Source organism: Thiocapsa marina 5811, from assembly GCF_000223985.1.
GTDB lineage: Bacteria > Pseudomonadota > Gammaproteobacteria > Chromatiales > Chromatiaceae > Thiocapsa > Thiocapsa marina.
On sequence record NZ_AFWV01000014.1, the window covers coordinates 14,589 to 27,546 of the forward strand.

The window sequence follows — 12,958 nt, forward strand, 5'->3', positions numbered from 1 at the left end:
TTGAACGGGATCGGCCTCGGCAGACTCGACGATTGTCGGAGACGGCGCGGTTTAAAGTTCTAAAAAATTTAAAATTCTAAACCGCGTCTCCACGAGGTTCGGAAAAATCCCTAATCCCGACACAAAGTGAAAATGACGCTTGTCGCTCTGGACGCGGTTTAGTAACGGTTCAAAAACTGTTAGCCATTCCGGTTCGTTCTCCCCCTCTCCCCAACCCTCTCCCGAGAGGGGAGAGGGGCTCAGTTGGATCACTTGTTGTTGAACCCTTGCTTAGCGGGACAGGACCAGGGTCTTCGGAACATGTCGGGGGAGCATGTCGGGGGGATGGGGCGCGCCGGTTCACATGGGGTGAGCCGGCATGAGCGCCCATGCGGATCCTCCGTCCGGATCGCCCTCACAGGCGATCCATACGGGCGGAGCCACCGCATTCGATCCGCCCGACGAGGCTGAGAAGACCGCGGGTCCATCGTTCCGATCGACGCACATCCAGGCGGATACAAACCCATGGCCCTGAATCCATTCGAGCATGCAGACTCGGCAAGCAGCGTCTCCGGACCACCCTCCGGAAGCGATTATCTCGCCGACTCCGTCTTTCGCATCATCGCGCTGTCCTGTGCGGCGCTTATCATCCTCCTGATTCTCTTCATCCTCTGGGAGATCGGGGGCCTGGCATTGCCGGCGATGGCTCAGCACGGTCTGAGCTTCGTCTCGGGCACGACCTGGAACGTCGGCACACAGGAATTCGGCGTCCTGCCCGAGATCTGGGGGACGCTCTACAGCTCCTTCTTGGCCTTGATCCTCGGCGGGACCTTCGGGGTCGCCATCGCGATCTTTCTCACGCAAGACTTCATCCACGCCCGTCTCGCCGCGGTCTTCAGGACCATCGTCGAGCTGCTGGCCGCGATTCCTTCCGTGGTTTACGGCCTCTGGGGCATCTATGTCGTCATCCCGATGCTGCGCCCCGTCGCCGAATGGCTGCACAGCGAGCTCGGATTCATCCCGATCTTCGGGACCGAGCTGAGCGGTCCCGGCATGGCGCCCGCGGCCTTGGTGCTCGCCATCATGATCCTGCCGACGGTCGCCGCCATCACGGTCGATGCCTTCCGGCGCATCCCCTACAAGGTCAAGGAAGCGGCCTACGGGATGGGCACGACTCGCTGGGAAGCCATTCTCAAGGTGATGTTGCCGACCGCCTCCTCCGGGATCCTGGCGGCGCTGGTCTTGGGCTTCGGACGCGCGCTCGGCGAGACCATGGCCCTGGCGATGCTCATCGGCAACAGCAACCAGATCAACCTGTCGCTGTTCGCCCCGGCCAACACGCTGGCCTCTCTCCTGGCCTCGAGCTTCCCGGAAGCCGGCCAGATCGAGGTCCAGGCACTTATGTACGCCGCCGTGGTGCTCCTCTTGATCACACTGGTCGTCAACGTTGTCGGGCTGGGCATCCAGCAATACACCGTTCGCAAGTTCGAGGGCAAGGCATGAGCGACATCGACTTGACATCCCGCCCGCAGGACATGCAGCGGTTGAGCCTGGAGCGCCGACCTTTCGAGTTGCGGGCGCTCACCAGCGGCGTCCTGACAGGCCTGACCTGGGGCATCGCCATCCTGGGCAGCATCCCGCTCTTTTCGGTCATCATCATGTTGGTGGCGGAAGGCGGCGCTCGCCTGGATATCGAGGCGTTGACCTCCCTGCCGCCGGCCGGCTTCGAGATGGGCGGCGGTTTCGCAAACGCCATCATCGGCACCTTGGTGATGGTCGCCATCGCGACCGCGATCAGCGTCCCGATCGGTCTGCTCGCGGCCATCTATCTGGCGATCCTCGATCCCCACAGCCCGCTGGCGGGAACGGCGCGCTTCGTGGCGAAGACCCTGACCGGCTTCCCCTCGATCCTGGCGGGTGTCTTCACCTACGCCGTACTGGTCATCAACTTCGGCTACTCGGCGGTCGCCGGCGGTGTGGCCCTTGCGGTCCTCATGCTGCCGACGGTCGTGCTGGCCGCCGAGGAGTCCATGAAGCAGGTGCCGCAGAAGATGACCGATGCGGCCTTCGGGATGGGCTGCACCCGCAGTCAGGTGATCTGGAAGGTGGTGCTGCCGACCGGCCTGCCCGGCATCCTGACCGGCATCATGCTTGCGGTTGCCGGTGCGGCGGGCGAGTCCGCTCCGCTGCTCTTCACGGCACTCTTCAGCAACTACTTCATGTCCGAGCTGATGGAGCCGACCGCCTCGCTGTCCATCCTCATCTACAACTTCTCGGCCATGCCGTTCGACAACCAGATCGAGCTCGCCTGGGCCGCATCCCTGGTGCTGGTCCTGATCGTCCTTGTCTTCAATATCCTGGCGCGCCTCATCGGGCAGTCCAAGGTGTAACCCATCCCGAGGTATGAGTCATGAGCGCAACAGCTGAAGCAATGGCGCCGCGAGCAGCGGCTTTCACGCCGGTCGGCCCGACCGTGATCGATTGTCAGCTCCAGAAGGTGTTCTACGGCGATTTTCTCGCCGTGCGCAACAGCAATGTCCCGATCGAGAAGGGCAAGATCACGGGCTTCATCGGCCCCTCCGGCTGCGGCAAGAGTACGGTGCTGCGCAGCCTCAATCGGATGAACGATCTGATCCCGATCTTTCGATTCGAAGGCCACGTCAAGTATCACGGCCAAGACGTTTACGGCAAGAATGTCGACCCGGTTGTGGTCCGGCGCTATATCGGGATGGTCTTTCAACAGCCGAACCCCTTCTCGATGAGCATCTACGACAACGTCGCCTTCGGTCTGCGGCTGAACCGCTACAAGGGCAACCTCGAGGAGCGTGTGCAGAAGGCTCTGGAGCGCGCCGCGCTCTGGAAGGAGGTGAAGGACAAGTTGAACAAGAGCGGCCTCTCGCTCTCCGGCGGACAGCAGCAGCGGCTGTGCATCGCCCGGGCGATCGCAACCGAGCCCGATGTCCTGCTGATGGACGAGCCCTGCTCGGCGCTGGACCCCATCGCAACCCGCCAGGTCGAGCAGCTCATGCTCGAGCTCAAGGAGAGTTACACGGTCGCCCTGGTCACCCACAACATGCAGCAGGCGACCCGCGTCGCCGATACCACGGCCTTCTTCGGTGTCGACATCTCGCAAGGCGGGCGTACCGGCTACCTGGTCGAAATGGACGAGACCCGCCGGATCTTCGAGGATCCCCAAGAGGATCTCACCAAGCAATACGTCTCCGGCGAGTTCAGCTGATCCTGTCGCAGCGCGCGCCCGCCGTCGTGCGGCTTGGGCGCGCATCCATTTCAGTTCACGAGGACGGGCCATGACAAGGTTTCCCGGGGTGACGCACGCCGCTACGGCGGTCTTTGTCTCGATCCTATTGACGGCATGCGGCGGAGAGTCGAGCGATCCGACGACGGATTCCCCGACCGGGCTGCAGATCACGGGGGCGGGTGCGACCTTCCCCGAGCCGCTCTACCAGGAGTGGATTCGCCGTTACAACGCGGAGCAATCCGATGCGCGTTTCAGCTATGAAGGCGTGGGCAGCGGCGAGGGCGTCAAACGCTTCATCGCCGAGGCGGTCGATTTCGGTGCCAGCGATTCGGCCATGACGGACGAGCAGATCGCCCAAGTGGCCCGCGGTGCCGTGCTGATCCCGGCCACCGCAGGCATGGTCGTGCTCGCCTACAACCTGCCGGGCGTCGAAGGCGAGCTGCGGCTGCCCCGCGATGTCTATGTCGACATCTTTCTGGGCAAGATCTGGAAATGGGACGATCCCCGTATCGTCGCGGCCAATCCGGACCTCGAGCTGCCCTCGAAGCTGATTCAGACGGTGGTGCGCCGCGATGGCTCCGGGACCACCTTCGTCTTCACCAACCATCTCGGCACCATCAGCCCGGCTTGGCTGAACGAGGGCCCGGGAACGGGAACACTGCTCGACTGGCCGGGCGGCGCCATGACCGGAACGGGCAACGAGGGGGTCGCGCACAAGATCAAGATCAGCCACGGATCGATCGGCTACATCGAATATTTCTTTGCAAAACGCCTGGGGCTGCCGATTGCGACCTTACAGAATCAAGCCGGCAACTTCGTCAAGCCGGACGCCGAGAGCGGTCAGCGCACGCTCGAAACCGCAGCGGCGGAGCGCATGCCCGAGAACCTGCGGCTCTTCGTTCCCGATCCGGACGCGCCGGATGCCTACCCCATCGTCAGTCTGTCTTGGCTCTTGCTCTATGGCGCCTATCCGGAGCCCGAGAAGGCGGCGGCGCTGAAGGCTGCGGTGACCTGGGCCCTGAACACGGGACAACCGATCGCCGAAGACTTGGGCTACATCCCGCTTCCGGCCAACATCGTCTCTGCCGCGACGCGCGCCCTCAAAGCCATCCAATAGGCCGAAACCGATCGGCCCAGCAGCTCGATCCAGGGATGGATTGATCCAAAACCGAGTCGCGTACTGTGGGCCCCATAACCCTAAAGAGAGCAGTTGAAACCCAAAGGCGCCAAGGCGCACTCGCCGCGGAGATCGCGCCATAGAACCCATACGCCTGAACCTCACCGCGATCGACACCTCTCTGCACGCCGTTCAGACCGATTTCGAGCGGATCAACCGGACCCTGAGCACGCCCAGGGATCCGATGACCGAGCTGGTGCGCCGGAACATGATGGCCGGCTACCGAATGGTCGACGACGCACTGGCGAGCGGGCTCGACCCCTTCGAGGTCGGACACTCGCAATGGCTCCTGGAGCTCAACACCTGCGTGCTGTGCGGACAGGATCTCGAGAGACGCAGTGAGTTCTCCATGCACATCGCCTCCACCGAGCGGCACTTCTACGAGCAGGACGGCGCCGGCATCGGTGGCTTAATGGAGTGGCTTGCGCATCACCGCGAAGAGAAGGTCTGGTTTCGCGCGGCCGGTGTCTACGTCTACATCCTGAGTCGGCCACAGCTCTTTCTCGAAGGCAACCACCGCACCGGCTCGCTGATCATGAGCTACCTGCTGGCCCGTGAAGGCCAACCACCCTTCGTCCTGTCCGTCGACAACGCAAAGGCCTATTTCGACCCCTCCACCCTGGTCAAGGACTCGCGCAAACACAGCCTCGGCATGCTGTTCACGATGCCGAAGGTCAAGAAGCGCCTCGCACGCCTCCTAAAAGGCAACGGCGGGCCTGAGTATCTTGTCCCTGCCGCCTGACGACCCCTGCCCCGAGATGGCGCTCCGTCCGCGAGAACGGCCACGGTTCGCGCTCCTTACGCCGTCGGAGATCCTTGATCCGCAACGCCCCGGAATTGAGCCAGCCTGTGCATCGTCTCCCGGGAAGCGAGCACATGGACGCCTACCCCATCATGCAACGGGATCACACAACCGCAACACAACCGTCGTATGTTTCCGACCTACGCCGACACCCTGCAGCAGATTCCAACCTCTCGAGCACTCTCCCCATGACCACGACGCCGACGTCTCGCCAACTGGAAAGGCCGATCGCCCAGCTCGCCACCCTCCGCGAGGGTGCCGTCGAATTCGAGCGAGCGTACGCCGCCGAGATCGCGAAGATCGAGCCCAGCCATCGCGACAGTGCACGCAACTTCCTTCACTATCTGAGTATTCGTCAACACGACATCCGAAGTCTGCAGCAGGACCTCGGCGCCTTGGGGCTCTCGTCGCTCGGCATACTCGAGCCCCATGCCCTGGCGAGCCTCAACTCGGTCATGGCCATCCTGGAGCAGCTCAGCGGCAAAGATCTCGGTCCGGCGCCGGAACCGCCGGTGGACTTCCGTACCGGACCCCTGTTGCTTCGGGATCACACGCGAGCGCTCCTAGGTCCCGAGCCCCGCGACCGATTCGTTCGCATCATGGTGACCATGCCCAGCGAAGCCGCCTCGGATGCGCAACTGGTGCAGGATCTCCTCATCGCCGGGATGGATGTCATGCGCATCAACTGCGCCCACGACGGTCCGGATGCCTGGTTCGCGATGGTGGAAAACCTGCGCCGTGCGGAGCGGATCGTCGGGCGCAACTGCCGCGTGCAGGCCGACCTGGCGGGTCCCAAGCTCCGCACGGGTGCTATTCGGGCGAGCGGGCGGGTGAAGCGATTGGCGCCCGATCGGGATGTCTTCGGTCGCATCACTAGGCCGGCTCGTATTTGGCTGACCACGGCGGCCGCGGCCGAGCCGACCCCCGGCGATGTTCGCTACACCCTCCGGATCCAGTGCGGTCTGCTCGCAAGGCTCGATGTCGGCGATCGCGTTGGTCTGACCGACACGCGCGGTCAACACCATGAGCTGAAGATCGTCGAGGCGGTCGGGCAATCATTCATCGCCGAAAGCGAGCGGACCGCCTACATTCAGGACGAGACCCCGGTGACGGGCCTACGCGGGAGCAAGTCGATCGGGGAAGGGCGCATCGTCGAGATCCCCGAGGTAATCAACCCCATCTGCCTGCTGCCCGGAGACACCCTGATTTTGACCCGTGACGACCAACCCGGTACGAACGCCGAGCGGGACGCCTCCGGTCGCATCGTCGCGCCGGCTCAGATCCACTGTACCCTCGATGCGGCGTTCGAACAGGTTGCGCATGGGCACCGTGTCTGGTTCGACGACGGCAAGATCGGCGGGCTCGTCCAGGAGAACGACGGCCAGCGCATCCGGGTCAAGATCACCCATACCGGGCCGCAAGGCGCCAAGCTGCGCGCCGAGAAGGGCATCAACTTCCCCGACACCGCGCTCGAGATGTCCGCGCTGACCGAGAAAGACCTCGACGACCTGCCGGCAGTCGTCAAGTTTGCCGACATGGTCGCCCTCTCCTTTGTCCGTGGACCGGATGATGTCGAGCGTCTGCACGACGCGCTCTACCGACTCGGCGCCAACCGTCTCGGTGTCGTGCTCAAGATCGAGAACCGTCAGGCCTTCGAGAACCTCCCGCGGATCCTGCTCGCAAGCCTCAACTCGCCCCCCGTCGGGATCATGATCGCGCGGGGTGATCTGGCTGTCGAAGTGGGCTTCGAGCGCCTCTCCGAGGTCCAGCAGGAAATCCTTTGGCTCTGCGAGGCGGCGCATATCCCGGTGATCTGGGCCACCCAGATCCTCGAGGGCATGGCCAAGAAGGGGGCACCGTCGCGCGCGGAGGTCTCGGACGCCGCCATGAGTATCCAGGCCGAATGCGCGATGCTGAACAAGGGGCCGAACATCGTCGAGACCGTCCGTTTCCTCGACGGGATCATCGGACGCATGGACGAGCATTACGTCAAACGGCGGGCAACGCTGCGTAAGCTGTCGGTGGCGCAGCTCAAATAGTCCTAGACAGTGCGGAGTATCGCTGCATAAGTTCGACGCCAATCGCGACTTCAGCACGGCCCAGGATCTGCCCGGAGGCTCCTGCGCCTGGGATGGTCGCGCCATCGGCGCCGGTCGGCTGACCCACGTCCGCCGCAGTGGCTCATGCCCGATTGCTCAAGCTAGTGCCTGAACAGAAACCACGTTTTCTATTTCCGAACAGTGGGTTATAATATGTCCCCATGATCGAAGATCATGCCGATTTTCGATCGAGAGGGGCAGAGAAAACGCTAACCTATTGATTTCCTGATGACTCGAAGGCGATTTCGGCCGATTTTCGCCGGGGCATGCCATGAGTCTTCATGAACGTCGTGATTCGAGCCACTATGCGCAACGTGATCGATCCGCAATTGAAACTCGGCGAAGAGGATATCGCCGCCATCGCTCTGGATCCGCGCTCGCGCGACGATATCCCGCAGCTCTTGCGTGGACTGCAGCACATCTACACCACCCCGCCACGGTGCGTGAGCCGGTGTTCGCGATCCTCGCCGAGCTGCGCCCGCCGGGCGAGCGGCGAGGACGGCAAGGCGAGCCCCGAGACCGGCCGGCCCGGTCTGTCGCAGTGGGCGATCCTGGTGCTCGGCGTGCTGCGCTTGGGACTGAACGCCGATTACGACCGCATTCTCGAGCTGGCCAATCAGCACACCACTCTGCGCAAGATGCTCGGCCATGCCGACTGGGCCGACGACACGACCTACAATCTGCAGACGCTCAAGGACAACCTGAGCCTGTTCACGCCCGAGCTGCTCGAGCGCATCAACCAAGCGCTGGTGGGTGCCGGCCATGCCTTGGTAAAAAAAAGTCCGGACGATTCCCTCGCGGTGCGCTGTGACTCCTTCGTGGTCGAGACCCACGTGCATTATCCGACCGACATCAACCTGCTCTTCGATGCGGTGCGCAAGGCCATCGAGACCAGCGCCGGATTGTGCGAGGACGCCGGCCTGAGCGATTGGCGGCAAAGCGCCTACAACGTGCGCTGCCTGAAGAAAGCCTATCGGCGGGCGCAAACCCTCAAGCACTCCACGGCGCAGGATCCGGAGAAACGGGCCGCACGGCGTATCGAGATCGAAGCGGCCCATGCCGCCTACCTGGACCTGCCGGGGGCGTTTCTGATGCGGGCGCGCGAGACGCGCATCCGCCTGCACCTGATCGCCGCGTTGCCGGACGTCCAGCTCGCGCCGCTCGATGCCTTCATCGCCCACGGCGAGCGGCAGATCGACCAGATCCGCCGCCGCGTGCTGTGCGGTCAGACCATCCCGCATGCCGAGAAGGTCTTCTCGATCTTCCAACCCCATACCGAGTGGATCAGCAAAGGCAAGGCCGGCGTGCCGGTGGAGCTGGGTCTGCGCGTGGCGATCGGCGAAGATCAGCACGGCTTCATCCTGCACCATCGGGTCATGGAGCGCATCACCGACGATCAGGTCGCCGTTCCCTTGGTGGAAGAGATCGTGGCGCGCTTCCCGGCGGTCGGGAGCGTCAGCATGGACAAGGGCTTTCACAGCCCCGCCAACCAACGCGCCCTGGCCGAGGTGATCGACTTTCCGGTGCTGCCGAAGAAGGGCAAGTGCTCGGCCGCGGAGCGCGAACGCGAAGGCGATCCGCGCTTCATCCAGCTGCGCCGCAAACACTCCGCCGTGGAGTCCGCCATCAACGCGCTGGAGGTCCACGGGCTCGACCGCTGTCGCGATCACGGGATCGACGGCTTCAAGCGCTATGTCGCCTTGGCGGTGGTGGCGCGCAACCTCCAGCGCATCGGTACGCTGCTGCTGGCGCAGGAGGCCGAGGAGGCGCGGCGCGAGCGGGAACGACAGCGCCGCCGACGCGCTGCTTGACCCTTTCGATCGGATCCGGTGCCGACCCCCACGGGAGTGGTGCGCCTGCGGAATGCCGGTGATGCGAGTCATTCGCATTAATCCGGTTTAATTCCACGAATCCGCATCGAATGCGGCTCGATTGAATACGCTGGCCCCGGCCCGCCATTCAGGGCGAGGTGCCGGGGCGGGAAAAAACGGGGTTTTCGGTCGAGCACAAGCTAGATTGGAGTAGTATCGACCAGCGGCCGCTCGCGCGGCCTTTTGTTTACGCCCTGAACGAGCTTCGACCCGTCCAGGGCCTACTCGGAATCCGAGGTCATCCATGACGGGAATGCCTGCCCGACTCATCCGCGATACGCGGCTCTTGTTGTTGGATTTCGACGGCGTGATCACGACCGAAGCGGAAGATGTGGCGCTGAAGGCGCAGACCCTGGCAGTCTTCGCAGCGATCAGCACGCACTTCGGGGAGCGCGCCCTGAAGATGATGCGACTCGCAGGCCGCGCCATCTACGATGCGGGCGGAAGTCTTCAGCTCGGACCACTCTTGTACCATACCGCCAAATTGCTCAAGCCCGCGGAGGATCCGATCGAGCCGACGCTCGCGAGGCTCATCGACGCCTGCACCGGAAACCTCGACTATCGCGGCATCAGTCGAGCCGGAGACCGGATCCGCGAGGGACTGGATCTGCTCGGGGATCACGACATCCAGGTCGCCATCTTGACCAACGGGGTCCGCGAGAACGTCTTCCGGGTTCTCGAGGTCAAGGGGCTTACGGAGATGTTTCCGCCCGAGCACATCTTCGATGCGATCTCGACGCTCGACAAAAAGAACAAGCTGCATCCCAAGCCGGATCCGCAAGGCTATCGCTTCGTTCTCAAGGAGCTGGATGTCGAGCCCCGGTCCTGTATCGTTGTCGACAATAGCCGTAAGAACGTCCGAGCGGCGAAACGCGAGGTCGGATGCGGCGCAGCGGTCTACGTCGGCAATAGCCTCAAACGCAAGGACCGAGGGGTGATCGACTACCTGGCGCCATCGTTCGAACGGCTGATGGGGGAGATTGCCGACGTGCTGCGGGGAGAGGTTTAAGGTGATTTCCGAAAATCAGTATCCCGACTGTGCATGCCCGCACAACCTGAAGGTGCCTGAGATGTACCTGAATGCGCATCGACACGTCGATCGTTCCGTGCACATCCGATTGTCCGAAAGCAACGTCGCGAAGCGGCGTGCCCCGGGATAGACGACTTGCAGTCGTCCTCTTCCACGGGCGTTGCTCGCACGACCGTTAGGTGAGGCAACGCCTGGAAGGAGCGGACGATCACGAACGTATCAGCACGGCGGAAACCGGTGCCGAAGCGCGTTCAGCGCGGTTCCCGAGTGCGTCGCGTTGACCGCGACCTCGCGGGCCGTCGGGCCTGCCGAAGAGGACGACTGCAAGTCGTCTATCCCGGGGGATGTCGCCGCTTCGCGACCACCGTCGGCATCACTTCCGGCGAATCCGATGTGCAGTTGGGATGTTGGTTCCCGGAAATCGCCTAAGGGTTTAGCCTCCAGCCTCCAGCCTCCAGCCTCCAGCCTCCAGCCTCCAGCCTCCAGCCTCGCTGATTCGACCGAGTCGGCTATGGTTCCCGCTCGGCCGGATGTTGATGCTGGGTTGCCTCCATTTTCAGGAGCCCGGATCGCCGTAGAAGACGTAGTTGGTCGAATAGTCGCTGATCTCGAAATAGACCGATTTCTCGCCGCCGTCCTGGACGCCGTTCTGATTCAGATCCAACACCCCGTAGCCGAAACGATAGGGGCGTGCTCCTGCCCCCTGGGTCGCGCTGGCCGTCGTGAGCTTGTCGATCTTGATAAAGCGCCGGACCAGCTTGTCCCCTGCATAGACTTCAAGGACCCCGTTCGCCCCGGTCCAATTCTGAAGGGTCCGACCGAACTTATTTTGCGTCTCTTGCGTACAACCGACGACCAGCAGACCGGCCGCCACACCGAGCGCAACCCCTCGAAGTGCCGTCGATTTCACCATTTCAGCCATCCTCGTTCCATCCTATTTCCTCGAATCGAGCTCCTCGAGAATCAAGGAAACCGCCTTTTCACTTAAGGGGATATAACCCAGCTTGGAGGCATCCGCCTGACCGTCGACGAGCGCGTAGCGCACCACGTCGCGCATCGCCTGCGACTTGGCATCATCCCCGCCGGAGCGCATCACCAACCAAGACAACGACAAGATAGGATAAGCCCCCGCACCTTCCGGGTCGGTGAGCTGCGAGGGATCAAGCTTCGCCCGAAAGGCCTCGATCGCCGCCCGGAACGACTCACTCCCGGCCGAGACAAAATCACCCTCGCGGTTCTCGACCGAAGCCATTTGCATGTTGGGTAGGTGAGCATAGGAATACTGAACATAGCCGATGGCACCGACCGTCGCCTGAACGAAGGCCGCCACGCCCCCGTTGCCGTTTCCGCGGATCAGGCCGCCTCGCGCCCGCAGCAATGCCGGCCAGTCCGGAGACATGCTCACGCCCACCTCATTCGCGAACGCCTCGCTGATCGCGCTCAGATGCCGTGTCATGACCAAGGAGGTCCCGCTTGCGTCGACCCGCGTGACCACCACGATCGGCAAGTCCGGGATCTCGACGCCCGGGTTGGCCGCAAGAATCAACGGATCGTTCCAGCGTGCGACCGAGCCGAGGAAGATGCCGGCGAGGGCTTCACGCGAGAGCCGCAGCGCGTCGATCCCCGGAAGATTGTAGGTCAAGACGACCGCCCCCGCCGTCAACGGGAGTTGCAGGATGTTGTCCCCTGCCCTCTGCGCCAGCTCATCGGTCAAGGGCTGATCCGATCCTGCGAAATCGAGCCGACCTTCGATGAAGCTGTTGACGCCGGGTCCGGAGCCGATCGGCTGATAGTCGACCTGAATGTTCGGATGCGCGAGGAAATAGTCCCGGAACCAGCGCTGATAGAGCGGAGCCGGAAAACTCGCCCCCGCGCCGTTGATCTTGATCGGGTCCGCAGCAATGGATGGCTGCCAGAAGGTTGTGGAGACCAGCGCGCCGAAGGCGAGCGCCAGTACACGCAGGGCAGGAGACAACGGCATCTAGAGTTCCTCTCGGTCGTCGATCTGGTCAGGGTTCGATCTGGTGGGCCCTTCGGTCGGTCTCCGTTCCGAACGGGGTGTTCGGGAGCACGCGCAAGCATCCTTAGGCTTTCTTGCGCTCGCCTCGGTTGGCCTCGAGGATCCGCGCATAGCGCTCGGGATCCTGCTTGAGCATCAGGACGTAGTCGTCGACGAGTCCTTGCCACCCGAACCCGCCATGCGCCTTAAGCTTGAGAAGGCCGATCATCAGCAGCTTGGATGCGGCGCGCAGCTCGCGATCCGAGCCGTCCTCGTACCAGTCGACGAGCTCCTCATAGAGCGTTTCGACCTTCTCGAGGGGCGTTTTACGATCCGAATCCGCCATGTGAAGCACCAGGTCGTCGCGTTCGGGGGAACCAAAGGAAAGCCGAGTCCGTCCTCCGAACCGTGCGCTCGAACCATGCTCGACCGACTCGCCCATGAGGTCATACGATAGCCGTTGAACGTGTTCAACAGATGACAAGAAGACTCCACGCAACGCAGCAGCTTGCCTGCTCGGTTTGCCACGATCCCCTCTTCTCCCGGCCCGCAGCCATGCCGGCCGGGAGATAGCCGGTCAATCTACGGCAAGGGCACAAACGACCGGGACGACGATCGCGAGCCCCTGCTGGAGCAACTCCTCGTCCCGAATCACTACTCCATGCTCGATCTCCGGAGCAGTTCAGGGTGATTGACCCGAGGGGTCGATCGTCGACCAGGGACGATACCGAGCAAGTTTGAC

Annotated in this window: 11 protein-coding genes; 8 read left to right on the forward strand and 3 right to left on the reverse strand. The window is 63.1% G+C overall.

Annotation, left to right across the window (positions count from 1 at the left end; translation table 11 throughout):
* Positions 1-504: 504 nt before the first annotated feature.
* The 8 genes from pstC to THIMADRAFT_RS19155 all read left to right on the forward strand — a co-directional run bounded on the left by pstC (position 505) and on the right by THIMADRAFT_RS19155 (position 10,196).
* On the forward strand, positions 505-1,482 hold the full coding sequence (gene pstC, locus THIMADRAFT_RS19120; RefSeq protein WP_007194744.1) for a phosphate ABC transporter permease subunit PstC: 978 nt from the start codon (positions 505-507) through the stop codon (positions 1,480-1,482).
* Positions 1,479-2,369 carry a phosphate ABC transporter permease PstA gene (gene pstA, locus THIMADRAFT_RS19125; protein ID WP_007194745.1) on the forward strand — a complete coding sequence of 297 codons (891 nt, stop codon included), beginning with the start codon at positions 1,479-1,481 and terminating at the stop codon, positions 2,367-2,369. The genes pstC and pstA overlap by 4 nt, the downstream gene beginning before the upstream one ends.
* Before the next feature lie 20 nt (positions 2,370-2,389).
* A complete protein-coding gene (gene pstB / locus THIMADRAFT_RS19130) occupies positions 2,390-3,217 on the forward strand; it encodes a phosphate ABC transporter ATP-binding protein PstB (protein WP_007194746.1) in 828 nt (275 codons plus the stop codon).
* A 70-nt stretch (positions 3,218-3,287) separates the two neighbouring features.
* Positions 3,288-4,355 carry a phosphate ABC transporter substrate-binding protein PstS gene (pstS, locus tag THIMADRAFT_RS19135; protein WP_007194747.1) on the forward strand — a complete coding sequence of 356 codons (1,068 nt, stop codon included), beginning with the start codon at positions 3,288-3,290 and terminating at the stop codon, positions 4,353-4,355.
* Positions 4,356-4,599: 244 nt separating this feature from the next.
* A complete protein-coding gene (locus THIMADRAFT_RS19140) occupies positions 4,600-5,157 on the forward strand; it encodes a hypothetical protein (RefSeq protein ID WP_007194748.1) in 558 nt (185 codons plus the stop codon).
* A 248-nt stretch (positions 5,158-5,405) separates the two neighbouring features.
* Positions 5,406-7,256: a pyruvate kinase gene (locus THIMADRAFT_RS19145; RefSeq protein WP_007194749.1), complete on the forward strand. Its 1,851-nt coding sequence runs from the start codon at positions 5,406-5,408 to the stop codon at positions 7,254-7,256.
* Positions 7,257-7,621: 365 nt separating this feature from the next.
* Positions 7,622-9,127 (forward strand): ISNCY family transposase, encoded by a 1,506-nt coding sequence (locus tag THIMADRAFT_RS19150; protein ID WP_139052919.1) that lies wholly within the window; start codon positions 7,622-7,624, stop codon positions 9,125-9,127.
* Positions 9,128-9,431: 304 nt separating this feature from the next.
* Positions 9,432-10,196 (forward strand): HAD family hydrolase, encoded by a 765-nt coding sequence (locus tag THIMADRAFT_RS19155; RefSeq protein WP_007194751.1) that lies wholly within the window; start codon positions 9,432-9,434, stop codon positions 10,194-10,196.
* Positions 10,197-10,773: 577 nt separating this feature from the next.
* On the opposite strand, the gene THIMADRAFT_RS19160 is transcribed toward THIMADRAFT_RS19155, so the two are convergent.
* The 3 genes from THIMADRAFT_RS19160 to THIMADRAFT_RS19170 form a co-directional block, all read right to left on the reverse strand.
* Positions 10,774-11,139: a hypothetical protein gene (locus tag THIMADRAFT_RS19160; protein ID WP_233490300.1), complete on the reverse strand. Its 366-nt coding sequence runs from the start codon at positions 11,137-11,139 to the stop codon at positions 10,774-10,776.
* A gap of 12 nt (positions 11,140-11,151) precedes the next feature.
* Positions 11,152-12,198, reverse strand: coding sequence for a phosphate ABC transporter substrate-binding protein PstS (gene pstS, locus THIMADRAFT_RS19165; protein ID WP_007194753.1), 1,047 nt, complete (start codon positions 12,196-12,198; stop codon positions 11,152-11,154).
* A gap of 103 nt (positions 12,199-12,301) precedes the next feature.
* Entirely contained in the window at positions 12,302-12,562 is a 261-nt protein-coding gene (locus tag THIMADRAFT_RS19170; protein ID WP_040732704.1) for a hypothetical protein, read from the reverse strand.
* Between the last annotated feature and the right edge of the window lie 396 nt (positions 12,563-12,958).

What these genes read in the sequence shown, in the direction of transcription:
- pstC (WP_007194744.1), top strand. Translation starts at nt 505, where the DNA reads ATGGCCCTGAATCCATTCGAGCATGCAGACTCGGCAAGCAGCGTCTCC.
- pstA (WP_007194745.1), top strand. Translation starts at nt 1,479, where the DNA reads ATGAGCGACATCGACTTGACATCCCGCCCGCAGGACATGCAGCGGTTG.
- pstB (WP_007194746.1), top strand. Translation starts at nt 2,390, where the DNA reads ATGAGCGCAACAGCTGAAGCAATGGCGCCGCGAGCAGCGGCTTTCACG.
- pstS (WP_007194747.1), top strand. Translation starts at nt 3,288, where the DNA reads ATGACAAGGTTTCCCGGGGTGACGCACGCCGCTACGGCGGTCTTTGTC.
- THIMADRAFT_RS19140 (WP_007194748.1), top strand. Translation starts at nt 4,600, where the DNA reads ATGACCGAGCTGGTGCGCCGGAACATGATGGCCGGCTACCGAATGGTC.
- THIMADRAFT_RS19145 (WP_007194749.1), top strand. Translation starts at nt 5,406, where the DNA reads ATGACCACGACGCCGACGTCTCGCCAACTGGAAAGGCCGATCGCCCAG.
- THIMADRAFT_RS19150 (WP_139052919.1), top strand. Translation starts at nt 7,622, where the DNA reads ATGCGCAACGTGATCGATCCGCAATTGAAACTCGGCGAAGAGGATATC.
- THIMADRAFT_RS19155 (WP_007194751.1), top strand. Translation starts at nt 9,432, where the DNA reads ATGACGGGAATGCCTGCCCGACTCATCCGCGATACGCGGCTCTTGTTG.
- THIMADRAFT_RS19160 (WP_233490300.1), bottom strand. Translation starts at nt 11,139, where the DNA reads ATGGCTGAAATGGTGAAATCGACGGCACTTCGAGGGGTTGCGCTCGGT.
- pstS (WP_007194753.1), bottom strand. Translation starts at nt 12,198, where the DNA reads ATGCCGTTGTCTCCTGCCCTGCGTGTACTGGCGCTCGCCTTCGGCGCG.
- THIMADRAFT_RS19170 (WP_040732704.1), bottom strand. Translation starts at nt 12,562, where the DNA reads ATGGCGGATTCGGATCGTAAAACGCCCCTCGAGAAGGTCGAAACGCTC.